This is a genomic window from Neisseria musculi, from assembly GCF_014297595.2.
Lineage (GTDB): Bacteria > Pseudomonadota > Gammaproteobacteria > Burkholderiales > Neisseriaceae > Neisseria > Neisseria musculi.
In genome coordinates, this window is the sequence record NZ_CP060414.2 from 795098 (window position 1) to 819848 (window position 24751).

Genomic DNA, 24751 nt, shown 5'->3' on the forward strand with positions numbered 1-24751 from the left:
TTTTGTAGTCTCCTGTATAACTTATCGCCTGCCCCGTGTCTTTTAGCGGATGACCCTGACCGAGCGTAAATGCTGGAATTTGCCGTTTTTCAGCAAAAAATAATGATAACCGAACTGGCTGCTGCCCATGTTGTCGTTCAAACGGTCATCCATACAACCGGAGGCGATCACCAAATTGCTGCGGGGGTCGGAGCGGAAATCACCGTACTCCTCCGACGTGCCGCAGCCCATAAGCATATTGCCCAAGTATATCGGCGTACCGGTCTTGTTGTCGATGGCACCGATTCCGACACAGCCGGAAGAGCCGCAACCGAAAGTAGAATATTTGCCCGCCGCATTGGGTTTGTTTTCCGCCAATACGTTGGTCAGGCGGGTTTTAAAAGTCCGAGCGTAGCGGTTTTTCAGGTTTAGCGGTGCGCTTTTACCGTTAAACCGGTTTTTGGTGGGATAACCGTCAAACCGGTATTCGCGCTGTTTTTGAGCGGCTTCAAATTGAGCTGCGGTCATGTTTAGCTCAGGCCCGGCAGATGCCGGTAATGCGGCTGCCGCTATTAACGTGGCAAAAAAAACTTTGGGTTGCATATCGGTAAGCTCCTTGTTTTTATATTGTTGTCAATATATCATAATATGATATGTTGTGTACTGATTTTTGAAGGGTGTATCCAAATGAACAAACTGATTTGGGCAGTTACTGCCGCCCTATTCCTCCCGACTTTAGCGGAGGCAGGCCAGCGCGAGCGGGTCGAAAGTTGTCTGAAAGGCCGTAAGCAGACCCCATCCTGTCGCAACATGCTCGCGAACTATTGGAAGCACGAATCGGTAATCGAGCGCGGAGCCTGTTTGGAGGGTGTGGATCCGAGGCTGATGAAGTCATTGATTGCTTATGAAAGCATGTACGACAACAAGGCCGTTTCCCCCGTCAGTGCCACCGGACTGACCCAGGTAATGCCGGCAACCGCCATGAGCGAGTTCGGCCTAAACCGAAGCCGCCTGTACCACCCTGAAACGTCGGTACGCGCCGGGACACGCTATCTGAACAAAATGCACAGACAGTTCGGCCGCCTGGATTTGGCCTTGGCGGCTTACAACGCAGGCCCGGGAAAGGTCAAACAAGCCGGTAACCGGATCCCCAATATCGGGGAAACAAAAGCTTATTTAAACAATGTAACGGCTTTATACTCAGCGTTCAAACAAAAGTTTCCAGGCCAACAGTGCGTTGGCCAAACAGCGAAAGCGGCAGCTACAACGCCTGTTCAGACAGCCTCAAACGGTGGCCGTGTTACCCTGCCCTCAAAACTGACATTTGGCAGCTACGGCGCAGCAAAGCAGAAACAGGCGGCTGTTCATACGACCCAGCCTGTTTCCCGCAATAATGGCGGCCAGCGGATTTCTCAGCCTGGTGGGACACGGTTTGGTAGGGAAAACAGCCGTATGGGATCTGTGTCAGGAAATGGAATTTACAGCAATTGAATACTGAGTTCATTTTTGGGCAAACAGTAACATAAAAAAGCCGTCTGAAATTTCAGACGGCCAAAGATATTAGGGTGGGAGAAAGGTATAATCCCTTAGTCAAGCTATTTTAAATAAAGAATATGGATGTATTTAGATATTCTCATCTTCAATGTTGCTCCATTGTCCGTAGAAAAACTTTGCCCTTGAAACCTTTTCTTCTAGAAAAGCTGTAATGTTGTCTTTACCTAAAGCCTCTTTTGCAGATTGTTCTGCATTGCCAACAAGTATTTTTTTAGCTTCTTCAGTTGTCTCATCCAATCCGACAAAAGGAACAGAACTGTGAGTCAAAGTCTCATCGATAATAACCAAATTATCCTCAATACGATGTTTAACCATCTGTTGCATGAACAATTGCTGGGAACTTAAGGTAATATCCATAATATTTTGAGGCGCTTTTGTTGGGTTTCCCTCCCCCCAGTCCCAAAGTCCTCCTTGATTTCTTTTTGGATTCACAGTTTTTTTGGCTGACATGGTGCCTATGGATAAAATTTTAATGTATTCTATCGGTTGTTGAAAAAATATTTCGGCCTCATGCAAGCCAATCAGACTAGGGCTGTTCGCAAATAACCCACCATCGATATATTCGCTCTTCCCTATGGTATGTCTCTGAAAATAAGTCGGAGCTGCCGAAGTGGCCAAAGCTACATCAATGATTTTTTGTTCCCAGTCCATTCTAAACGTGGGATGGTGGGGTGTTTTGAAAACGACAGGCTTTCCGGCCGTAAAGTTGATAGCAGGAATGGCGACAGGATGTTTCAAACTGCCTATCAGATTATCTCCGAACCAATCGTGTAATATATCCCGCAAAGCAGCAGAACTATATTTTGCTTTTGAAAAGTAGCCGCACGACTGTTTTTTAAATATATGCTTACCTTTCTCATCAAATACTTTAACGATTTTCTCTGCTGGGATTTCGGCTGCAAGAGCCAGTGCAATAATGCCGCCGATTGATGTGCCGGTTATCAGGTCAAAATAATTTGCCAAACAATCTTTAGGATCCTGTTCTTTTAATTTTTTTTCTAGTTTATGTAAAACCGTTACCGTATATAATCCTCTATAGCCTCCGCCTGATAAAGATAATATTTTAAAATCTTGTTTATTATTCATGTTCTACTCCATAAAAAGGACATAGGGGATTGACTGGGACAGAGAAATCTGGAATTTGTTTTCCATGATAATGCGAACTGTATCTAGTTTGATAGTTGTTAACGACTTTTCCCGTTTCACACCATTCTAAAATCATATTGACACCCAATGAAGCTGCCATCATCCCACACGAAACCGCATAAGGAATGTAAGCAGAACACACACCTACGCCTTGTTCTGGGGAGAGATCGGCTACAGGGATATAGTCGGGATGAAGACCTGAACCAGATGAGCCAAGGCAGGCAATACAAGCTTTAAACGGATGTTGCTGGCTCGGTTGTACCCATAAGCCTTGAACACATTCTCCGTTACCGAATACCCACAAATGAAGAATGATTGGCCGCTCGGATATAGGAATGCTTTGAACTACTTCATTGATATACTCTTGAACTTCGATACTGCCTGTGGCATCGATAATTAGGTCGAACTTATTTCTTTGAAAATCGTCTGACGAATAGTTATTAATATTACGATTGTCTGTTTCAATATGCTTTGCTTTATAAAAAGTTTGTTTTTGAATATATGCTTTAAAAGCCGCAGCTTTATAGTGATAGTCTAAATATTCAAAGCCCAATAGGTGCCTTCCGATATTTTCAATTTTCAAAGTATCATCATCTACTATGGTAAATTTTTTTTCCAATCCGGCCCCAATCTTAACTAGGGCATCTGCCACATAGCCGCCTACTGCTCCCAGTCCGACTTGAAAAACCTTTTTATTCAACAATCCTTGATTAAATTTAGTTGGCAGATTGCGTAAAACACTGGATTTGAAATCCACAAGTATAATATTGTGAAATTCGACCGGTTTTTGTAGAAGAATTTTGTTACTTTCACAGTTCAAACCCTTGCCTTCTTCTCTCGGCCACTCAAAAGAAATTCCGGCAAGGAAATTTTTCCATGAAATAACCAGGTTATTCAATGGTTGTTTCTTTTTTAAATATTGCATCAATATCTGGTAAGCTTTCATATCCCATTTTTCGATGCAATCAAATAATTGCTTGATAGTTACTTTATTGGAGCTATTAAGAAGACCGGTGAAGTCGGGCTTTTTATCTTCGCTGATTTCTAAAATAAAAATTTCTTTTATACCGTCAAATAGGAATTTTGGCTTGCATTTTATAAGTGGCCATTGTTTCACTTCAGGATTGGTTGCATTAACAAGTCCAATAATTACACCGCCGAAGTCGACTGTATATTCCTCAACATATTTTTCTTTATCAACCAATTTAGAGAAAAATGTGTACAAATATTGCTCCACGAGAGCAACAAGTTTTTTTAAATCAGTTCGTGGAACAACTGACTCATTATCCAATTGGTAACAAATGGAAAAGAGTTTTTCATTGATATAAAGTATAGAGCTAAGGGTTAAATGAGGTATTGGTTGCTTTATATGAGAAAACTGCATCTGTAATCTGTCCAGTTGTCCAGACGAAAGATAGACTGATGGGAAACTTAATAACGAGAAATCGCTAAAATTAAGTAAGAACTCTATTGAAGTATTCCCAACATCAATTTTCTTTTTGAAAAATAATGGATAGTCTCGATTTGTATTATAAGCGTTACAGGATATTTCAGTTATCGAGACTAGCTTGTAGCCAAGTGGTATGAGGGTTTTAAGAATTTTGCTTCGAATATTGGTCATTTTTCACTACCAGATCAAAGAAAGTACCGTTTATTTGGATATTCAACCAATCTCTTGAACAGCTCTCCGTTCCCAATATTACAAACAAACGAGTATCTTGACCGAAATATCTGTTTTCGGGAAGCATTCTCCAATTAATATGATCGGTTAAAGATGGTGTTGGCTGTATTTGGGGGTGTGTATGCCACTCCCCCAAATAATGCAGCTGATGGTTTGATTGTCGATTCAACCGTTTCAGAGTATGGAAGTTAAATTCTGCCGACTTCTCCGTTCTTATACACCAGAAGCGATTGAGTTCGTCAAAAGGTGTAGGAACAGTAGCAGCTTTTACCCAAAAAGCAGTCGGCCAAACCAGTCCTACCAACAACCCCAAGGATTCCGGTTCATTACCGGATAGGGTTTGGCGGAAGGCCGCCAACTGGTTCAATACAGACATATCAATCCGTACTGTAAAATCACAGTCAACCGCTACCCATTCGAGAAATTCCATTATCCTTGCCGTAGTGGTGTTTGTGAAGTTATGATACTTTGAACCAATGGAGTGGTATCGAAAACGTCTTCTCTCCGGGGTATTTCAATTAAACCGGTGTCTCTCGGTATTCTGTCGCCCCATTGCCCATCCATATAGTTAATGATTTCTTCTTTGTCAGTACTCAACAAACTGCTTAAAAAATGGTTATATAGGTCATCTGCTCGCTTTCTAGCATATTCCCGTTCGTTCGGATTCATGCGGTTGAAATCTTCGTTTTCATGTTCCTTTATGCTTTCGTATACATCATTGGCCAATGCTTCCGGCAACTTCTCTAAAACATCGGCTAAAGCTAAGTCATCACGACTTTCATTATATGAATAATGCTTACAAGCAATAATCATCAACAAAATGGAACTTGGTGCACCCGATTCAAAAATCCAATCCCGCCACGCTTTCAGATATCGACAAATACTACGTAACTGTTTTCCATTATCAGGTTGCATTTCCAATTTATTGGAAAACCACTCCCGGATAATTTCACAATCACTGGACTGCCAGCTTCCATCCCGCTTGGCCATATGGATAGTTGTGATATTTTTATTTTCGAGTGACTCGAAAGAATCTTCAGCAAAATCAATCGAGCTTAGTTGATAATCTTGTGTGTACCACTCGTTCAACATAACTCTGTTTGAAGCAGAGTCGTATTTAGCAGCCTCGGCAGCCAACATTAGAGTATTTCTCTCGACCAAAGAATCAAACATATTATCGGGAACTGCATACAGAGGTACATCCATATGGGCATTCGGTTTAATTTTTATCCGAATACAGGTTGATTTGCTTGTGTCTAATTCCCATTCTTCACTTTGGCACAATTCTTCCAAGAATTTTTCCGCTTGAGCAAAATAATCTTTTGCCTGAGTGCTTTCACTTTTCGAATTAAAGCTGGTAAATGCACTAACGGGAAGATAGATACCATAATCAACATCCATCTCTTGATCGGGTCTTGCAGGCAGGTTGCATGTGCCATAAGCCCAAGACCCTTGCACTCGGAATTTGGGGACGATGTTCTGTATCCCCTGGCTTTCCAAATATTCTTTCATTTTAGATTTCAGACAAGCTCTGACTTTTGTTTTTGCTTCATTTAATGCTTTAAAATCAGTATCAGTCGGATGAATGCGGTACTTAAAGCCAATACGTCTTGCTGTGAAGATACGGTGAAGGTTGTTGTAGTTTTCCGACATGACAATATCCTTTTTGAAATAGTTCAAACGGATACTATATATGGGTAGTCAAAAGAATTTAAAAGAGGGATTATATTAAATTTAAATATATAAAAATCATATATTTAAAAATTTGCATATAAGTTTTTCATTCTATCCTTTGATGAAAATGTGCATCATATAGTATTGGAACAGGCATAAAAGCGGAAATGAAAGCAGAAATTTTGTGATATATTAATATATATTACCATTATATTTTTACTGCGATGCCAAGACCACTTAAAGAACGTACCCAGGAAGAACTACTCGAAGCGGCAGAAAAACTGAATGAACAGCGAAAAACCGCTTCCAAAAAATACGGCGATAAAGTCCTCCGTGAAGGTGGGATGCGTGTGTCTATTTTGCTTGAAAAAAAGTATGCGGAATTATTTGAAGTTTTGATGGTTGAACACGGTAGTAAAAAAAAGGCATTCGTTTTTCTTTTGGAAAATTACTTGCAACCGAATACCATAGATGAAAAGTAATGAAGTGGCGAATTTATCGCCGCTTCTCAATTTCCCACATCGGAAAAATCTGGAATTGCATCATTCACTTTGACAAAAGCAATCTTGCATTTGCCACACCATAGATCCAGCGTGGGCTTTCCCCATGCTCTGTCACCACAGCATTGGCAAACATAAGCGGTTTTACGTTTGGCCGATGCTTCTTTTTCGCGGCTCTCTGTGAGTTCTGCAACATCAATATCAAATTGCTCCGAAAAAGGCTGCATCAGCGAAATCTCGGCTGCGACATAGGCATCGGTATCAGCTTCTACGTCGGCCTCTGGGTTTTCTGTTTCTGGATCATCGGTTACAACATTATCGGCTATCGGTGTTGAAATGCCCTGCTCTGTCTCCTGATGCTGTATAGCGCTATAAATAGCCCCAGCAAGCTCTGTAATCGCTTCTTCCACCTGCGTGCTGTTGTTCCTTATTTGACAAGACTCTGTTTTGGCATAACGGTCATAGAATGGCAGTTTATAGCCCATTTGGGAGAAGACTACGCATTGGAGATAGAACGCCCCGTTTTTAATAGGGTAGTCGCTCATCTTTTGCCCGGTGCGCTTACCACCGGGTTCCCCCGTGCTGCTGGGCATCAAGCCGATTGATTCCATCTTGTCCGCCCATTCTTTGTTGTGGTAAGTCCGTTGGCTTGGTTTGCCGAACTCGTGCTGCCATAGGTGCACCATTTCATGCACTAGCGTTTGCATCAATTCCAACGGGCGATGGGTAATGAAAAAAGACGGATTAAGCGCGATTTCATGAACCTGTGTTTTACCGCTGCCCTGCTGCCATCGGTTGCTTGAAAAATAACCCATCACATTGCTGTCACGCTGCAACGTGAGCAAGCAAGCCGGAAGTTGGCCGTTGAATAAACGGTCATTGAAAAAATCGTAAGCATCCTGCACGAATGTGTACATTTGCATGGTGGGTTTGGCGTTCATTACATTGCCTTTTTTTATATCGTACGATATAATTTTAGAACAAAATTTTAAAAAAAACCAGTACAATCAGTTACTTTTCTGACTATACGAATGTAATGTTAAAATATAGTAGGCTGAACAGGACATCAACTGCATTTGGCCGTAAGTCGGAGTATTGAATCATGGCGAACACAAGTAAAATCGAGTGGACCGAAAGAACGTGGAATCCGGCGGTTGGCTGCACGAAGGTTTCACCGGGGTGCAAAAACTGTTATGCGGAAACCATGGCTTGCCGTTTGAAAGCGATGGGCACACCTGGCTACGAAGACGGTTTCAAGCTCAAGATTTTGCCGGCCCGCTTGGATGAGCCGTTAAAGCGTAAAACACCGACTACCTATTTCGTCAACTCCATGTCGGATCTGTTCCATGAAGACATTCCATTTGAGTTTATAGAGCGGGTGATTTCAACCATTGAGCAGGCTGATTGGCATACATTCCAGATACTGACCAAACGTGCCGACCGGATGGAGCAGTTTTTTATAAACCGAGCGGTTCCGAAAAATGCGTGGCTGGGAGTAACTGTAGAGGATAAAAAATATGGAGTGCCTCGAATCGACAACCTGCGTCGCATCAAGGCAGCGATCCGTTTCTTATCAGTTGAACCTCTCTTGGAAGACATAGGCAGGATTAATTTGACCGATATTCACTGGGTAATTGTTGGCGGGGAATCCGGTAGCCGGGCAAGACCAATGAGTATTGAATGGGTGGAGAATGTGCGTTTGCAATGCGAAACCGCCGATGTTGCCTTTTTCTTCAAGCAATGGGGTGGATGGGGAGCCGATGGAAAAAAACGTGCCAAGAAGGCCAACGGTAGAGAATTGAACGGTCGTACTTGGGATGAAATGCCTCTTGTGCAAATACCATCATAAGAACAAACAAAATATTTACGAAGGAACACCATGTCGTATCATCACTATGACTGGAAGAACGGCCCTGCCGAAATCCAGCAACACAGTGTGGCTAAATTAAACGTCTTGGAAGCGTATCTCATTCAATATCTTAAAACCTTGGCCAGCCTTCCCCAGCAAGATGTATTTAAACTCACTTTGGTGGACGGTTTTGCCGGAGGTGGTCTTTATTATCACAAAGATACTCAGGCGGAGATTCACGGATCACCATTGGTATGCCTTCAGGCCGTCCAAACCTCTGAATATCTGCTCAATCAAGGGCGCACTAAACCATTGGTGCTGGATGTGGACTATTTCTTTGTCGAAGAGAACAAAAATACTTACAATCATCTGCTTCAGACGCTCAAGCTCAAAGGGTATAATCCCGATACAAACAATAAAATTCATACCCAACACGCCAACTTTCGTGACCGCATTCCTTCCATTGTTGAGTTTATCAATAAGAAAAACCCCCGCAACGGTCGTTCTATTTTTATTTTGGATCAGTATGGGTATTCAGATGTTCCCACTGATTTGATCAGAAATATCCTGAACAAGCTGCCAAGTGCGGAAATCATTCTTACTTTCAGTATAGATTCCTTCATCAATTTTGCCAGCGGTTCGGAAACAACCGGGGATCTGTTGAAGAAAATCGGCATTCAGGCACCGGAGATATTCAACCCCATCAAGTTGAATGAGCTTAAACAGTCGGACAAGAACTGGCGTTTTTTCATACAGAGCGCACTATACGAAAAATTAACTACTGCTTGCGGAGCCAGGTTTTTTACCCCGTTTTTTATCCGCAATTCCGGAGGTCACGGGGACTATTGGTTAATCCATATGTCTCAGCACTATAGGGCGCGTGATGTCATGACCGGTGTCCATTGGCAATATCAAAATAACTTCATTCATTACGGCGCAGCCGGACTGAATATGTTTAACTTAGTGGGTTATGATCCAAATAGAGACGATAACTTTACCGGGCAGTCCTCATTTGGTTTTGAGTTTGATGATATGGCCAAAGCTGCAAGTATAAATCAGCTATCTGAGCAAGTTCCCGTGTTGATATATGCTCACGACGACGGGTTAAGTTTCGGCGAGCTGTTTTCGTTAACCTGCAACGGATCCCCGGCATCTTCGAGTATTTATAAAGAAACGATAGGTAAGCTCATTGAGGAAAAAGAAATCCAGGTAGTAGGTGCAGATGGAACAATCAGAAGAAACGGAAGAAATATCAAGAATAATGACCAAATCCTACCTCCGGTTCAGCGAAGTTTGTTCAGTCTTTAAACTTTCCCGTATTCCATATGGCAGTATATTTCCGGACGCCTACATTCCTTCCATCCTAAAAATTTTAAGGTAAAATCATGCCCTTACTTGAATGGTCTGACAAACAAAAAGCGATACGGGCTGCAAAGCAAAGCCCCTACCGCTTACTTGTTGAAAATCCTGAATATTCTTATAGCTCAGCCAGCCAGCCAGCCAGCCAGCCAGCCAGCCAGCCAGCCAGCCAGCCAGCCAGCCAGCCAGCCAGCCAGCCAGCCAGCCAGCCAGCCAGCCAGCCAGCCAGCCAGCCAGCCAGCCAGCCAGCCAGCCAGCCAGCCAATTATACCAAAAATAATGATTTAAATCAGCAATTTGATGGCAATATCATTATTCAAGGCGACAATCTTGATGCCTTGAAGTCTCTGCTGCCGTTTTACGCCGGCAGTATCAAATGTATCTTCATCGATCCCCCATACAACACCCAAAAAGCTTTCACTCATTACGACGACGGGCTGGAGCATAGTATCTGGCTGAATATGATGTATCCGCGTCTCGAGCTGCTGCATGAAATGCTGGCGGAAGACGGCAGTATCTGGATCACCATAGACGACCGCGAAGCGCATTATCTGAAAGTAATGTGCGACGAGATTTTCGGGCGAGATAATTTCATTGCCAATTTTGTTTGGAACCACCGTAAAAGCGTCCAAAGTGACATCATTGTCAGCTCTGCCCACAACCATATTTTGGCTTATGCAAAATCTAAAGAAACGGTCGGTTTTAAAAGATTGGAATTAGTTGACGCTGAGAAATATTCAAATCCCGATAATGACCCCCGTGGAGCATGGTACCCTACTCCGTTTGACGCTCCTGAAGTCCGGGTTAATTTGGAATATCCAATTGAAAACCCAAATACCAATAAAATTTATTATCCTCCACAAGGACGACATTGGCGAACAACTCAAGAAGAATATTTGAAAGCTTTTGCCGATAACAGAATCATATTCGGTAAAACAGGTAAATCCCGACCTCAGATGAAGCGTTTTCTCTATGAAGCAGAATCCAAAGGAAGTAGTGTTAAAACCTGGTGGGATGATACCGGCACGGCAACTGAGGGCACCAAAGAGCTTCAAAAGTTGAACCTTAATTTTGATACGCCCAAACCAGAGAAGTTGATTGAGAAAATTCTGCGGATAAGCACCGAACCTTGCGACATCGTTCTTGACAGTTTCGCAGGCTCGGGAACCACAGCCGCCGTCGCCCATAAAATGAACCGCCGCTATATCGGTATCGACATCGGAGATCACGCAAAAACCCACATCGTGCCCCGTCTGAGGCAGGTGATAGACGGTGAACAGGGTGGCGTTTCCAAGTCTGTCGGCTGGAACGGCGGCGGTTCGTTCCGCTTCTACGAATTGGGCGAACATATCTTCAACCACTACGGCGATATCAACGAACAGGTCAGCTTCGACGGTCTCGCTGCCTTTATCTGGTTTCATATTACCCATCGTCCGCTATCCGTTTCAGACGGCCTCAAACCGAACACACCGCTAATAGGTGTACACGAAGGCACGGCTTATTACCTGCTGTACAACGGCATTTTGGGTGATAAGCGGCCACAAGGAGGAAATGTGCTGACCCGCAAGGTGCTGTCTGAACTGCCCAACCTGGAGCGGTTTGTTTCAGACGGCCTCAAAATTACCGTGTACGGTGAAGCCTGCCGTTTGGGCGGCTCAACGCTCGAGCAAAAACGGATAATGTTCAAACAAATCCCGTACCACGTTACGGACAAGTAAGGGGAAGATGATGGAACTGAAGAAATACCAGCAGGATGCCTTGGCCGATGTGTCCGAGTTTTTGACTTTGTGCCGAGAGATGCCGTCTGAAAACGCATTTGCCCAAATGCAGCCGGACACGGGCTACCGCAAACCGAGCGAAGAGCTGAATATTCCCTATGTCTGCGTCCGCATCCCAACCGGAGGAGGCAAAACGCTACTGGCGGCGCATTCCGTTTCCTGTGCGGCCCGGGATTATCTGGATACCGACTTCCCCGTAGTTTTATGGCTGGTTCCGAGCAACCCCATCAAGGCTCAAACCGTTTCCGCGCTCAACAACAGCCGTCATGCTTACCGGCAGGCTTTGGATTCTGCATTTAAGCGCGAGGTAACGGTCATCGCGGTCGAAAACTTCACACAATTGAAACCCCAGGATTTCGGCAGCACGGCCGTTGTTGTTGTTTCCACCTTGGCCAACTTCCGTATCGATGACAAAAACAAAGATATGCGTAAAATCTATAACCATAACGAGTATTTGGAAGCGCATTTCGCCCGATTGCCGGAAGCTGCCCATTCGGGACTGGAACAGATTGCCGAGCAGGACTTATCAGAACAAGGGCTGCAACCCTCCTCAATCGGCAAGACCAAATGTTCGTTTGCCAACCTGCTGGCAGCCTACCGGCCGTTGGTTATCGTCGATGAAGCGCATAATGCCCGAACACCGTTGACTTTCGATACCTTGGGCCGTCTGAAACCTTCCGCCATTTTGGAATTTACCGCCACGCCGAATACGGATGCCAAATTCGGCAGCAACATCCTCTACCACGTCGGTGCGGCCGCGCTCAAAGCGGAAAACATGATCAAGCTGCCGATTTATGTTCAGGACCACAGTTCGCATAACTGGGAAGAAATCGTTGATGCTGCGGTAATGCAGCGTGCAGACCTTGCCCGAAAGGCACAAATGGAGCAGGAGTATATCCGCCCCGTAGTGCTGTTTCAGGCGGAAAACAAAAACGGGACGGTCAGGGTGGATGTATTGCGCGACTACCTGATTGAAAAACTCAACATCGCTGCCGGGAAAATCGCCGTTGTTACCGGCAGCCAGCGCGAATTGGACAATATCGACCTTTTGTCGCCGCAATGCCCGATTGAATACGTTATTACCGTCGAGGCCCTTAAAGAAGGTTGGGACTGTCCGTTTGCCTATGTTTTCTGTTCGCTGCAGAACGTTTCGTCCGCCAAAGATGCGGAGCAGCTTCTCGGCCGCGTATTGAGGATGCCTTATGCCAAAAAACGGCTGGTCGAAGATTTGAATTGTGCGTACGCGCATTTGCAATCACCCCGGTTCGGCGCGGCCGCAGCCATGTTGGCCGACAAACTGGTCGATATGGGCTTCAACCATCTGGAAATCGCCAAAATGCTGAAGCCGGATGTCAATGGTTCCGGCGGTACTGTTCCGGATCAAAACGACCTATTCGGTACGGGCGGAAAAGAAACATCTGCCCAAACGGTGTCGATATTCGAGCTGACCGGTTCCCCCGATGTGGCCGCCCTATCCCAACCGCAGCGTGAAAAGATCAGGTTAACCATACTGAAGGACGGTTCCACATTGTTGCAGGTCAGCGGCGGCATTGATGAAGAAACCTGCCGTTTGATATTGAAACATACCCCCGGCGGAAAGCAGCGCGCATCGGCGGCCAACCAGATCAAGATCCATAACGAAAAAGTCGAGCTGGCCAAATCGCCGGCGGAAAAGGGCGAAACCTTCCCTGCCATTCCCCAGCTTTGTTTAGTGCACCAGGATGAGCTTGAGCTGTTTGAAGCGGATACCCTTGCGGATATTATCGGTTGGAACATCAACGACTATCCGGCCAACATTACTTTCAATACTGAGGGAGACCGTTTTTTCAAAATCGACTTGGACGGAGAAACCGATAAAGAGGTGGTTTACCGCACCGCCAATCAGACACTGGAATCAAACGACGGATTTTTGGAAATCACGGCCGATGACCTTGTGCGTTGGCTGGCCGGTAAAATCGAGCACCCGCACACGCCTTTGAAACAAATGCTGCCGTTCCTGCGAAGGATAGTCGACAACCTGCTGTCCAACCCGGAAAACAGTTTGGGCGATTTGCTGCACCATAAATTTGCCCTGAGCCGTGCCATCTCCGGGTTGATAGACAGTTACCGTAACCAGGCGGTGAAAGAAGGTTATCGGCAAACGCTATTCGATGATGATTCGGAATGGAATGCCTGCCTAAGCTCTGAATTTTGTTACAGTTTCCATCCCGAAAATTATGCCCCAGTACCGCCGCTGTACAAAGGGCAATACCGGTTTAAGAAACACTTTTTTAACGAAATTGAGAATCTCAAAGCGGACGGAGAAGAATTCGAATGTGCGTTTTATCTGGACAATTTGAAGGAAGTAAAGTATTGGATACGAAATCCCGACAAGAACAAACGCGGCTTCTGGCTGCCGCTTTCGGGTGTCAGGGGTAACCGTTTCTTCCCAGACTTTATCTGCGAACTTCACGACGGCAGACTGTTGGTAGTCGAATATAAAGGAGATAACCTCTCTACCAACGACGACAGCAAAGAGAAAGCCGCTATTGGCCGCTATTGGGCAGCGAAAAGCGAAGGGAAATGCCTGTTTGTGATGGCCGTCCAACAGGATGAGCATGGCAGGAGTATGCAGCAGCAGATTCAAGCCGTTTTAAAAGGCTGAAGCAGTCTCTTCACTTTAAAACCGGGCCGCCCTGCTGCCAAACGGATATGTGGGGCAATAAAAAAGCTGCCTGTTTCTAACAGGCAGCTCTCAGACGGTTAAACCGATTTCGGGGGTTACAAATTAGAAAAATGCTTTACGTTTACTCGTCATCATCACCATCAAACGTCCAGCCGAAGTGTTCTTCTGCAAAACTTCTGAAATCGTCGTCCTCACAGAGAGAATCTTCCAGCAGGCCGTCTGAAGCGGTGTAGGTTCCGGCAAAACCTCCGCCTTCATCAATGTAGAGTACCTCCATTTCCACATCAGGAAAGGTATCGGCCAAAGCGGCAAAGACTGGCTCAGGCGGTGACCATGCGGTATCGAACGAGATGCAGAATGAAGTATCCGACCATTCCGACAGATACTGATGGTAGGCATTCCACTTGGTTCCCCAATGGCGGTAGCACCATTCGTACCAAGTCGGGCAGCCGTATATAGCGAGATTATGCTGAATTTTCTCGATATACTGCTGGCTGAGGCCGATTTTGGCCAGCAGGCCGGGTTCTCTGGCAGTCACCTCTTTCAGACGGCCTACCGTATCGGTTTCCCAATCAACGTACTCGGAAGAATGTTCTTTCAATCGCCGTGTGATCAGCAGTTTTTCCATTTCTTCTCCGGAAAGCAGCCAATCATCTTTCAAATTCAGCCAGTCTTCAGCCCAAGAGGACATTGAACCGCAGTCAATGTTCAGGCTGTCAGGCATCGGCAAAATACCGTTGAAATCAACACACATATCAGGCAAATCCGAATTGGTTTTGCCGTCCGGTGCTTGGTGCCGGAACCATACTGCTTTCAGTTTGGCAACGGATTCTTCCGGACCTTTGACGGTCATGATGTTGGTAACATGATTAGGCATAGTTTTTACTCCTGTAAAAACAGGGGCGGATAACCCCGGAGGGGTATCGCGCCCCTCGGGGTTAAAAAAAGAGCCGTAGCCGCACAAGGCGGTCGGATGATGGTTAACGGCAGCATTCGGTCAGCTGAGCGGCTGACGGCGCATAAAACAGGTTTTTTCAGACGGCCTCAGTCAATATCGCCAACAGGCAGTCTGAAAAAACCTGCTCTAAAGCAGGTTGTGTGCAAATTCCGTGTCACAAGGAATGCTAGGAATGCTTAACGAGCTGGAGTGCCCAACGATAGACGACTTCCCATAAGATATGCGGGGATTTGTCGAGTACGTTTTCAAGATAGAAGTCCAAATCGTCTAAAGTAAGTCCCTTATCGGATTGCCACTGAATGATTGCCGATTTGTGGCGGCTGTAAAGCCATTCCATATCGGCAGAGGTAAAGTCGTAGATTTTCATATCGACATTACCCGGATCCCATTGCGTTTCCTTGAGCAGGTAACAGATATCTTCCAAAGCACCGGCAATGTTTCTCGGGTGTTCCGAATACGCCCAAGCTATATGTGCTGCATAGAAGTTTTCAGACTTGGATAAACCCGTTTCTTCATTATTTAAGGCACGCATAAACGCATCTAATGGCATCAGCCATTCTTCACTGACAGCTTCCGAGGGAAAGCCTTGTGACAATAGATAACCGGCTATTTCCTGAATCAAAGACAGGTTGTTGCGATAAGGGAAAACGGTTTCGGCCAAGTTGTTGGAAATGCGCTGGGCCTCCTCGCATTCGGGATTGATAAGAACAACATAATGTTGCATGGTTTTCTCCTAAATAATGAGGGAGTGTTCCATGCCTGGGGGCACGGTTGCCCCCAAGTGATTGGACATTGCGCATAGCGCGGTTGAAAAGAGCCGTGACCGCATGGCGCGGCGGACGGTGGCTAACGGCAGCGTCCGAGACAGATCACAGTCTGTCGGCTGTGAAACAGGTTTTTTCAGACGGCCTGAATGACAAGCTCTCTGAAAAAGCCTGCTTTGGGAAAAGCAGGGAATTATCACAATTAAGTTTTAGGGGCTGTCCTAGATAACTAGAACAAATCCTGCTTTACTAATTGTTTTAAAATAGAAATTTGAAATTTTATCTCACTGTTGTTAAAACGCCATTCACACTCTTTCAAATACAGTTCAAAATGCTCTTTGGGAATGCCGTTAAACTTGCGTAAATGGCGTTTTGCTTGGTTCCAAAAGTTCTCAATTCCGTTAATGTGATTTTGTCGCTCAGCAAAATGTGTGCTGTGATTGATCCGAAAATGTGAAAATTCGCTCACATCAAGAACGTCATAACTTTTGTAACAATCGGTATAAACAATGCTATCAGGCTTCACTTGCTCGCGGATAATTGGCAATAAAGTCGCAGTTTGTGTATTGGGTACGGCAACGGTGTAAACCTTACCATTACGCTTCAAAAGCCCGAATACAGCCACTTTGCCAGCCGCACCGCGACCACGTTTGCCTTTGCGTTGTCCGCCAAAATAACTTTCATCAACTTCTACTTCACCATCAAGCATTTCCAGATGCGGGCTGTTGTGATAGATAAGTAAGCGCAAACCGTGGAAGTAATAGGCAGCGGTATTTTTATTGACGCTAACTAATTGCGCCGCTGTGCGAGCGGTAACACCTGCAACAAATAGTTCAATCAGTTTGTTTTGCTTGTACTGACTTAAACGACTTTTTCTCATAGGGATTATTCTAACCTGAAGTTAAATTTCCCTAGTTATCTAGTACAGCCCCAAGTTTTAAGTTGTTGGCAATTTTTCCGCCTGAGTAAGTCTGACGTTTCCTTATTGCGTTTTGCAATCAGACAGTCGTTGTGGGCGGTAAACAGATTCAGATAGTAGCTTGAGGGCAAGCCTGATTGTTTGGCGCGTTCAGTTGCACTGGGAACCAATATGATAGGTTTTCCGCAGATGGAACATTTACGGTGCGTGGTCATCGTGATGCCTCCAAAAAAACAGGGGCATCACCACTGGGGCAAGGCCCCGTGTGGGTTAAAGATAAAGTCAATATTCGTGAGGAAATAGCAAGGTGGTTACGCTTCTGTCCCATTCCGTAATGATCCAGATTATTTCACCCGCAATTTCATAAACGGACATGATTCGGCTTTCTTTACCCGGTTGGATGGCCGAACGGTTTAGTTCGCCGTCCTCCCCCGGCAGATCGTCCCAGCCCACACCACGGATGTGTGCATGAACCAATATACTGACCCAAAGATCGTCCATCAGTAATTTTGCGGGAAAATGTTGCTGCGCCCAATTATGCAGACCGGTAGTTGACACTACTGTGCCGGTATCAAACAAAGCAGGTTTGAGATGCTGCATGGCAGCCAAATTCAAAACCTCGTCCATGGTATATCCTTTCATTTAATGTTGAAGCCGGATATACCCCCTGCGGGATATACCCGGCAGGGTGGTTTAAGATCAAATATGACGGTAATCGATACCGTGTTTGTCCAACAGGTCTTCCAGCATCTCCATACGCGATATTTCGTCTCGTTTGGATATGGCGGTAACCCCTACCCCTAAAGTACCTAACGCATCTTTCTGCAACAAGTCAAAATTGGGGTGGCGTTCGTTGTATACGACAGGTAACTCTTTCATTTGAATAACCTCACTTAATGGTCAAAACCCGGCCGTAATCCGAGGATCCTTCAGTCAGGTTGACGGCGCGGATACTCGGAACAAAGCGGTCGGTAGCTGTCAGGGTAACAATCAACCGGTCTTTGGCATCGTACTCTTCCGACTTGGTTTCCACCCGGGTTTTATGGGTGGAGCCTTTGACCAGCAGCCTGCGGCCGTCGGCAGCCGTTACGATTCCGTTTACTTGGCCGGCAGCCAGTGCGAGCGCTGCGTGCCATTGTCCGAGCGCGCATAACGGCCGTCTTTTTTTCGCCGCTGCGGCCGCACCAAAATATTGACCGAAATGCGGCCATAAAGTACGACTGCGCTGCTGCTTCAGTTCGCCGGCCAAAATATTCTGTTCCAGTTTGAAACTCATGGGGCGGAAAGCTTTGCCGGTAACGGCGGGAATGCGGTACAGAATATCACCGGGTGTATCGCAGCCGGGAGCTGAAGCAAAATCCATCAGCAGGCACTGTTGGGCTTCAGCCAGCTTTTTGCCGATTGTTGCCCTGTTCTTCGGACGCACGGCAGTGATGACGTACTGGCGGTAAGTATCCACAGCTGCCCTGAACATCCGCACGTCAATGCAATGGGTGGCGATTTCGTAAGTGAGGTGCTCTGTCAGCGCGGCCTCCGGCACAATCAGCAGCAATACGCCGCCTACCTGCAACGTACCGAACGTCTTGGCGAAGAATATTTCTTCGAGGCGTTTGGTCCGCAGGTTGGAAAGTTGATCGGTGGCCGTGAAGCCATAGGGCGGGTTTAGAAACAGCAGCCCTACCCCGCCAGCCTGCATGGTGCAGTTTTCAACATCGGCGCAGATAACGTGGTTCAGACGGCCTTTGGCGGCCTCTGCCCGCTCTGTATCCAGCTCGATTCCGAAACTGTGGCATTGCGTACCACCTGCTTCCAGATGGCCGGCTAACGTTTCAAGGGCGTGCCCTTCTCCGCAGCAGGGATCGAAAATCCTTATCTGACCGCCGACGGCGGTAAGCCTGGAGGCAATGGCCTGTAAAGTGCCGTAGTCGGTGGGGAAGTACCCGTTGTCCCGGTGGTTGTTTGCCACCCGGGGGTGCATTAGATGGTTTTTTTCCATAATGGTCTCCATAAAAAAGCGGAGACCTACCCTTACGGGAAGATCCCCGCAGGGTTGGATAAAGCGGCTCAAGGCCGTCTGAAAAGGTTTAACCGGATTTACGCTCCGTATGGCGGATTTGGCGGCGGAAGTTATGCAGTCCCACGAAACGGCTGCCGGGACTGCACGGAATTGCGCAGATTCCGCCGTTGATATGCCTCAATGCCGCATGTTTGCGGCGGCCTTTAGGAATGTAAAACCAGTTGCCTGATTCGACCAATTTCTTAATGTATTGGTCATAGTCCTTATTGCTACTGTACAACATAGCAATCCTCCAATGAAAATCCCGCACCGGACGCACAGGCGTTCGGGCGGGATGGTTTTAAAAGTACCTTGCGGTACGGTTATCGGACGGTTTTTTCGTCGTCTTCATTCATGATTTTATTGCCGTACCATGCAATCAATGCACAAATACACAACATGAAGACTGCAAAAAAACCAACTGCAAATGGAAGTCCCATGTTTAATCCTTTCTCTTTTTGGCAAGGTGCCGTAACGCATTCGCGCCCCAAGCTCCTGCCATAATGGCAGTAATCATACTGCACACCATAAACCATCTCAAACCGACGGTATAGGTGCCGAATAGAATCACCGCAGGCAAACCGATGATGGCCGCTTTTACGACATCATCTAGTATTTTTGCCCAAGAATCAAGAGTTTCGGACAAAACTGAAAACCGGAAAATAGGATTTTCAGATCTTGCTGCCCGCTTTAGCTTTTCAGCTGGGGGCAGTCTCGGTTTTGACACAAAATATCTCCTTTCGTTTAAAACGCGGTGGAGATACGCCTCCGTTTGCGGGGGTGACGTGCTCCCCGCAAGGGTTGGTAAAAAGTACGGTTAGAACGTACGGTAAGAAAAGAGCTGCAACCACAGGGAGTGGTCGGACAATTTCAGCAGCAGTGCCCTGACAGTAAAAACAGACTGTCGGCTGTAAAAACCGGTACAACATGCTTTTTCAGACGGCCTAAAGTGTAGGCCGTCTGAAAAAGCCTGCTGATGCAGGCTGGTAAACCAAGGTGGATTTTCTTGATTAAGAATGTATCCACACGTTGAACAGTTCATCGTTTTTCAGTTTGCAAAACTGAGAAGCGGCTGCAACAGCTGCAGGATTGGGTTTTGATTCTGCCGGAATAAAAACCCATAAACGGTTGTGTTTGAACAAATGAGGCTTACATTCTTTTACTGCTTTCATGTTGAAGTACATGTTTTACCTTTCTTACTAATTAGCCTGGGCTTTCTCGATAAGGCGTTTGGCCAACTCAACCTCGATCGAATCTTCGGACTGATTGAGGATGTCCAAACCTGAATCAGGTATATCGCCGGATGTAGATTGGCTGACGGCGATTTTCTTGCCCATGAGTTCCAAACAGATTTGCTGCGCGGTTCCGTTGTAACCTGCGAAGTACACCTCTACCCCCAGCTTTTGGCCGATACGCCATGAGCGGCGGGCAGCCTGCATCAGGGTATAGACGTTGTAGCCGGTCTGCATGAAATAGATGGTCGGGAATGCCAGCAAGTCGAGGCCGGTTTTCACCAGCTCAGGATTGCAGATAACCACTTGTACACCGTTCTCCAACTGGTTTTCCACCCAGTCTTCGCGTTCGTCTGCTTTAACGGATGCCTTCATCACGGCGGCTTTGATGCCGTGCCGCTCGAGCATCTGTTTCAGACGGCCTGTGGTGTCGCGGGTGTCTGTGTAAACCGTATAGACCAGGCATTTTCTGCCTTTGGCCGAACTGTTTTGCACCACATCGAGCATATCGGCTTCCTTAGGCGACAACTCGTCTGCTTCAAACTGCGCATCGGTACGGTACAGTGTTTTTCCGCTGCTGCGCCAATATACCTCCTGTTCTTTGTAGCAGCAGTCTGGCCAGGACAGCAAAGCACTCATTACAACGCCGGTAAGGGTGTTGTCATGATGAGCAAGCGCTTCTTTGAGATGCTTTTGCAGTTCTCTCTCCATCTGTTCGTACTCCATCTTTTGGGTTTCGGTCATTTCCACCGGCCGGAAAACTTCCCGGTATTCCGGCAGAACACCCTCGCCCAAATCACGGAGTTTCAGAAACACCGTTATCGGCAGCACATAGCGCATGATGCCCAACGGCGAAAATCCGGGGGCTTTGGCCGTGCGCACTTGGTTGCGCTCCGCTTTGGAACTGCTGAACGCCCCTTCACTGTACTCCCTACCAATAGACGGACGATTTCCTTCAATACGCCGTGCTGCTTCATAAACGCCATGCCAGCCGTGCCTAGTGTATTGGCTTTGTTGTAGACGTAACCGTCTTCAATCATCATCTGCGGCCATAAACGCCATAACAGATAAAAAAGGTCTTCTGCGTAGCCACCCATCAGGGTGCCTGTCAGACAGAGCACCTTTTCGGCGCAGCGGGCCAATACACCCATGGCCTGCCCTTGTGCAGTACCATAGTTTTTGTACTCATGCCCCTCATCCACAATCATTAACCCGAAGAAATGCTTGGGCAGATAGCGTTTGATGAATTCGGTCGGCTGGTAGCCGCCACGTCCGAGGCTGAATTCGGCATTGCCCAAAGCACGGTCGATGCGGGCTGCCTGTCGTTCGTTGAACAGAAAGTCTCCGCTTTCATCCATCAGATTCGAAAACGCCTGAATGTTGTTTTCGAGAATGGAAGCCAGATACTCCTCTCCATACAGGCCGATGAGTTTTTCCGCTGTTTTAGGACCGATGCCCGGTAACGATGTGACGGTTCTGAGCACGCGTTCGTATACCGAAGGTGCGATACCTTCGGAAACATCTTTGCGGCAAAGTGTCCATAACGGCTCACCACATAACCGCCCCTTAACGGGTTCCCGCTTGCAGAAGCGGCGGTTTTTGGCCAAATCATTTTTCAGCTTTTGCTCCGACGCATATGTTTGGCCGTCTTCATCCCTTATTTCACCACCGCATTTGGGACAATAAAACTCGGTAACAGCATAACCTTCCGAAGCGCCCTCGCCAGAAATCCATCTGCGGCGCGTCGCATAGGATGGCCGCCAATGGTAGCCCATGCGCATCCGGACACGTCCCATAATGAAAAACTCGGGGACTTCCGGTTTGCGGTCAAGTGCGCGGATCTCCAACAGCTTGACCAAGGTGTCTGTTCCGTTGAGTATCCATACCCGTGCATCCGGGATAGTTTTGAGGATTTCCCGCCGCCATTTGTACACAAGGCGCGGGGGACTCAGCACCAGTGTGCGGTGTCGGCCGGCATGATGCAGTGCGGCCGCCGCCGCAATCGACATCATGGTCTTACCCGTACCCATTTCGGCGTTGATGATGGCAGCGGGCTTGTCTTCGACGGCAAGCTGCTGGAACACCGCCCGCACCACTTCGCGCTGAGCGGCAAAAGCGGCCGCGCCAAAGCATCGAAAACGGTTTCGGTTTGCGGATAGGTCTGACCGTGATATATAGGTCGGTTCTGTTCCGTAACTGCTTGAAACAAGCTGTCGCCGAAGTCGCTGAGAAACTGCGTCAGCGGCATATCGGAATCCGAATCGGCGGTAGCGTCCGTATCAACGGCTTCTTCGATCAGCTTGTTGAACTCACGGATGATGTTTTGGTGTTGGCTATGAGAGATCACACCACTCAGTTCTTTATAAAGCTCTTCGTTACTGATTAAGTGGTTTTCATCGAAATCGTTAGGTAGATTTGGGGTTTGTATGAATTTCTCCTTAAAGAAAAACGGGGCAAACCCCAGGCGGGGCTTGCCCCGCAGGGTTAAATGAAAAGATTGGTTACAAGATAGTCAACTCGCGCCCTTCTCTGTCTGTCATACGGATATCCGTACAACCTTCAAGGGCAAGCTCCAACAAAATGTTAAGTACACCGTATTTACCATCTACCGAATCCGGGAAACAGATACCGTTTGCAACGGTATCCTCCACCGGAGATTGGTAAGTAATGGCGCAGTTCTGAGCCGGTATTTTAATTCCGGTGAAAGGTTCGCTATGGACTATAAACGGATAATTAGAATCGACATGAGGCATGACATTGCTCCTTTATAACAAATTGAAAACAAGAGGAAATCATGCCCCTTGCGGGAAGCATGTTCCCGACGGGATTGAAAAAAGCCGTATCCCTTGCGGGACTCGCGGTGTTTAACGGCAGCGCGAAAGACAGATAACGGTCTGTCGGCCGTAAAACAGGTTTTCTCAGACGGCCTGTTGGCGATATTCAGCGAGGCCGTCTGAGAAAACCTGCTCGAAAGCAGGTTGTGAAAAGTATGGGAGCAAGTTAGCGGACGGCAGCCGTAAAGTCGGGTTTATCGCCCTTCCCTACCGCCAAAATCCGCACGTCGGTAAAACCGTCCTGCTCGGCAGAGGTTTTGATTTGTTGAGCCAATTCCAAGCTGTCGATAACGGCAGTTGTACCGTCTGTCAAGCCGACAGTATCGGTTAAAAATGCCTCGTATTTCTCTCCGGACGGCTTTCCAAACAGGGCATAAGTTGTATATTCGCTCATGCTGCCACCTTTGAATACCAAGTTTCACCATTGTTGAAACGCGCCGATACACGATACTCTTCGCAGTACGGCTCGATCAGTTCTTCATAACGCTGCCAAAGCACCTGTTCCAGTGCACGTAAGCGGTTTTCAATCCCGAGTCTGTACCGCATGGTTTGGGCTTTGGTTGCTACGCTGTAATTGTCAAACTCTTCAATGATGTAATCCACAGCTTCGCCCGGGGCACCGTCGCCGTAATCTTCAAAATGGGCATAAGCCATATCAGGCATGGACAGTTCCATGTACTGATCGAGACTACAGCCGTCGTAGTAGCCGTGGCGCAATACCACTGCCATTTCCAACCGGATGACTTCACCAAAAAACACGGTTTCCGTCCAAATTTCAGCCAGTTTGGTACCGCCGAAATTACGGTCTGAATACTTCCGGTCATCATCAGCCAACATCATGTCAGAGTGGATTAATAAACGGTTAACTCGGTGGCTTTTCGGAGGAACACCCCTGTCGGATCCCAGTTCATCCGCTCTGTATTTCAAGTCTGTTATGAAGTTTTCCGTACGAAGGCTTAAAATATTCCGGAGGCTTTCATAGTCGTCTTCATACAGCTTGTCGTTTTCGTCGATGCCTTCATTGTATGACTCAAAGTCAAACTCGTCGGCAGACAGTCCGGATACGACATTTAAACGATGGTTAAATAAAAAATTTGCGGTACCCATAATGGTTCCTTTCGTTAAGAAAGGGGATACCGTGCCCTTTGGGGAATGGTATCCCCAAAGGGTTAAAGAATCGTTTATCGGCTGCATTCGAAAAAACGCTTTGTGCGCATCGAACATAGCAGTTCATAACGGTCGTTATGAGGGCCGTTCAAATGGGTTTGCCAACCACGACCGGCCATCATCCGACGGTATAAAGCCATAACAGCTTTATTGCTGCCGGTAACTTCCCGTGTAGTTTCCAAGGTTTGGATGTCGTCAAAATATACTTCGTACTGAAAAACCCTGATACTCAAGACGGCATAAAGAAATTGTTTGACAGGGTCGGTATTCATGATAGTACCTCGTCAAATGTGTTCAAATTCTTCTATACCGAGTTGTCGGTATACGTTTTTGGCCCATTCATCGTAGCCGATGGTGCCAAATATACTTAGCCAATCACCGGTAACATGGACTTTTGCCGGTTTGCAAGTTTTATCTTCGACAACAAACTTGCCTTTCCGACTTTCATAAACCTTAACAAGAACATGCTTACCGTCATCAGATTTATGCTGATACAGAAGCTTGCCTTCGAAAAGGTAGTCGGGGCCGTTAGGGTTGAATACTTGATATTTTGCCGAAGTCGCATTGCTGCGGAGTTTCTCTAAAATGTTCATGATATTTCCTTTCTTTGGTGAAGGAATACCATGCCCCACCGGG

The 24751-nt window shown here is 46.7% G+C and carries 25 protein-coding genes and 1 pseudogene; 6 read left to right on the forward strand and 20 right to left on the reverse strand.

The window, feature by feature from the left end; all coding sequences use genetic code 11:
* Positions 1-42: 42 nt before the first annotated feature.
* On the reverse strand, positions 43-507 hold the full coding sequence (locus H7A79_RS03955) for a hypothetical protein (protein ID WP_187001120.1): 465 nt from the start codon (positions 505-507) through the stop codon (positions 43-45).
* 159 nt (positions 508-666) lie between these two features.
* Here H7A79_RS03955 and H7A79_RS03960 point away from each other — a divergent pair, with 159 nt between their 5' ends.
* Positions 667-1470: a lytic transglycosylase domain-containing protein gene (locus H7A79_RS03960; RefSeq protein ID WP_187001121.1), complete on the forward strand. Its 804-nt coding sequence runs from the start codon at positions 667-669 to the stop codon at positions 1468-1470.
* A 132-nt stretch (positions 1471-1602) separates the two neighbouring features.
* Here H7A79_RS03960 and H7A79_RS03965 read toward each other — a convergent pair whose 3' ends face one another.
* The 4 genes from H7A79_RS03965 to H7A79_RS03980 are packed head-to-tail and all read right to left on the reverse strand — an operon-like array spanning position 1603 to position 6013.
* Positions 1603-2619 carry a CBASS cGAMP-activated phospholipase gene (locus H7A79_RS03965; protein ID WP_187001122.1) on the reverse strand — a complete coding sequence of 339 codons (1017 nt, stop codon included), beginning with the start codon at positions 2617-2619 and terminating at the stop codon, positions 1603-1605.
* Positions 2612-4300 (reverse strand): ThiF family adenylyltransferase, encoded by a 1689-nt coding sequence (locus H7A79_RS03970; RefSeq protein ID WP_246408050.1) that lies wholly within the window; start codon positions 4298-4300, stop codon positions 2612-2614. Before H7A79_RS03970 ends, H7A79_RS03965 begins: the two co-directional genes overlap by 8 nt.
* Positions 4272-4790 (reverse strand): Mov34/MPN/PAD-1 family protein, encoded by a 519-nt coding sequence (locus H7A79_RS03975; protein WP_187001123.1) that lies wholly within the window; start codon positions 4788-4790, stop codon positions 4272-4274. Before H7A79_RS03975 ends, H7A79_RS03970 begins: the two co-directional genes overlap by 29 nt.
* A complete protein-coding gene (locus H7A79_RS03980) occupies positions 4790-6013 on the reverse strand; it encodes a CBASS cGAMP synthase (protein WP_187001124.1) in 1224 nt (407 codons plus the stop codon). The genes H7A79_RS03975 and H7A79_RS03980 overlap by 1 nt, the downstream gene beginning before the upstream one ends.
* Positions 6014-6258: 245 nt before the next feature.
* Between H7A79_RS03980 and H7A79_RS03985 the strand changes: the two genes are divergently transcribed.
* On the forward strand, positions 6259-6516 hold the full coding sequence (locus H7A79_RS03985) for a hypothetical protein (protein ID WP_187001125.1): 258 nt from the start codon (positions 6259-6261) through the stop codon (positions 6514-6516).
* Between the two features lie 26 nt (positions 6517-6542).
* Here the strand turns inward: H7A79_RS03985 and H7A79_RS03990 are convergent, their stop codons facing one another.
* Positions 6543-7475 carry a SprT-like domain-containing protein gene (locus H7A79_RS03990; RefSeq protein WP_187001126.1) on the reverse strand — a complete coding sequence of 311 codons (933 nt, stop codon included), beginning with the start codon at positions 7473-7475 and terminating at the stop codon, positions 6543-6545.
* Between the two features lie 161 nt (positions 7476-7636).
* Here H7A79_RS03990 and H7A79_RS03995 point away from each other — a divergent pair, with 161 nt between their 5' ends.
* The 4 genes from H7A79_RS03995 to H7A79_RS04010 all read left to right on the forward strand — a co-directional run bounded on the left by H7A79_RS03995 (position 7637) and on the right by H7A79_RS04010 (position 14164).
* Positions 7637-8383 (forward strand): DUF5131 family protein, encoded by a 747-nt coding sequence (locus tag H7A79_RS03995; RefSeq protein ID WP_187001127.1) that lies wholly within the window; start codon positions 7637-7639, stop codon positions 8381-8383.
* Positions 8384-8413: 30 nt separating this feature from the next.
* The gene (locus H7A79_RS04000) at positions 8414-9691 is read left to right on the forward strand and encodes a three-Cys-motif partner protein TcmP (RefSeq protein ID WP_187001128.1); all 1278 of its coding nucleotides are present in this window, start codon (positions 8414-8416) and stop codon (positions 9689-9691) included.
* Positions 9692-9768: 77 nt separating this feature from the next.
* On the forward strand, positions 9769-11460 hold the full coding sequence (locus H7A79_RS04005; protein ID WP_353663630.1) for a DNA methyltransferase: 1692 nt from the start codon (positions 9769-9771) through the stop codon (positions 11458-11460).
* Positions 11461-11467: 7 nt separating this feature from the next.
* Positions 11468-14164 carry a DEAD/DEAH box helicase gene (locus tag H7A79_RS04010; protein ID WP_187001129.1) on the forward strand — a complete coding sequence of 899 codons (2697 nt, stop codon included), beginning with the start codon at positions 11468-11470 and terminating at the stop codon, positions 14162-14164.
* Positions 14165-14306: 142 nt separating this feature from the next.
* On the opposite strand, the gene H7A79_RS04015 is transcribed toward H7A79_RS04010, so the two are convergent.
* From H7A79_RS04015 to H7A79_RS04080, 14 genes and pseudogenes are all read right to left on the reverse strand, one after another.
* The gene (locus tag H7A79_RS04015) at positions 14307-15062 is read right to left on the reverse strand and encodes a DUF1281 family ferredoxin-like fold protein (RefSeq protein WP_187001130.1); all 756 of its coding nucleotides are present in this window, start codon (positions 15060-15062) and stop codon (positions 14307-14309) included.
* A gap of 247 nt (positions 15063-15309) precedes the next feature.
* Positions 15310-15867, reverse strand: a complete 558-nt coding sequence (locus tag H7A79_RS04020) for a hypothetical protein (protein WP_187001131.1) — start codon at positions 15865-15867, stop codon at positions 15310-15312.
* Positions 15868-16136: 269 nt separating this feature from the next.
* Positions 16137-16787, reverse strand: coding sequence for an IS1595 family transposase (locus H7A79_RS04025; RefSeq protein ID WP_187000931.1), 651 nt, complete (start codon positions 16785-16787; stop codon positions 16137-16139).
* Positions 16788-17108: 321 nt separating this feature from the next.
* Positions 17109-17453, reverse strand: coding sequence for a hypothetical protein (locus H7A79_RS04030; protein ID WP_187001132.1), 345 nt, complete (start codon positions 17451-17453; stop codon positions 17109-17111).
* Positions 17454-17525: 72 nt separating this feature from the next.
* Positions 17526-17705 carry a hypothetical protein gene (locus H7A79_RS04035; RefSeq protein WP_187001133.1) on the reverse strand — a complete coding sequence of 60 codons (180 nt, stop codon included), beginning with the start codon at positions 17703-17705 and terminating at the stop codon, positions 17526-17528.
* A gap of 10 nt (positions 17706-17715) precedes the next feature.
* Positions 17716-18822 (reverse strand): DUF6094 domain-containing protein, encoded by a 1107-nt coding sequence (locus H7A79_RS04040; RefSeq protein ID WP_246408054.1) that lies wholly within the window; start codon positions 18820-18822, stop codon positions 17716-17718.
* A gap of 88 nt (positions 18823-18910) precedes the next feature.
* Positions 18911-19126, reverse strand: a complete 216-nt coding sequence (locus H7A79_RS04045; RefSeq protein WP_187001135.1) for a hypothetical protein — start codon at positions 19124-19126, stop codon at positions 18911-18913.
* Positions 19127-19324: 198 nt separating this feature from the next.
* Complete coding sequence (locus H7A79_RS04050) at positions 19325-19609, reverse strand: hypothetical protein (protein WP_187001136.1); 285 nt, start codon at positions 19607-19609, stop codon at positions 19325-19327.
* A 472-nt stretch (positions 19610-20081) separates the two neighbouring features.
* Positions 20082-22362, reverse strand: a pseudogene (locus tag H7A79_RS04055) (SNF2-related protein).
* A gap of 253 nt (positions 22363-22615) precedes the next feature.
* Entirely contained in the window at positions 22616-22867 is a 252-nt protein-coding gene (locus H7A79_RS04060) for a hypothetical protein (protein ID WP_187001137.1), read from the reverse strand.
* 247 nt (positions 22868-23114) lie between these two features.
* Entirely contained in the window at positions 23115-23342 is a 228-nt protein-coding gene (locus H7A79_RS04065; RefSeq protein ID WP_187001138.1) for a hypothetical protein, read from the reverse strand.
* Positions 23339-24055: a hypothetical protein gene (locus tag H7A79_RS04070; protein WP_187001139.1), complete on the reverse strand. Its 717-nt coding sequence runs from the start codon at positions 24053-24055 to the stop codon at positions 23339-23341. Before H7A79_RS04070 ends, H7A79_RS04065 begins: the two co-directional genes overlap by 4 nt.
* 74 nt (positions 24056-24129) lie before the next feature.
* Positions 24130-24387: a hypothetical protein gene (locus H7A79_RS04075; RefSeq protein WP_187001140.1), complete on the reverse strand. Its 258-nt coding sequence runs from the start codon at positions 24385-24387 to the stop codon at positions 24130-24132.
* A gap of 12 nt (positions 24388-24399) precedes the next feature.
* Complete coding sequence (locus H7A79_RS04080) at positions 24400-24708, reverse strand: hypothetical protein (protein WP_187001141.1); 309 nt, start codon at positions 24706-24708, stop codon at positions 24400-24402.
* Positions 24709-24751 lie beyond the last annotated feature (43 nt).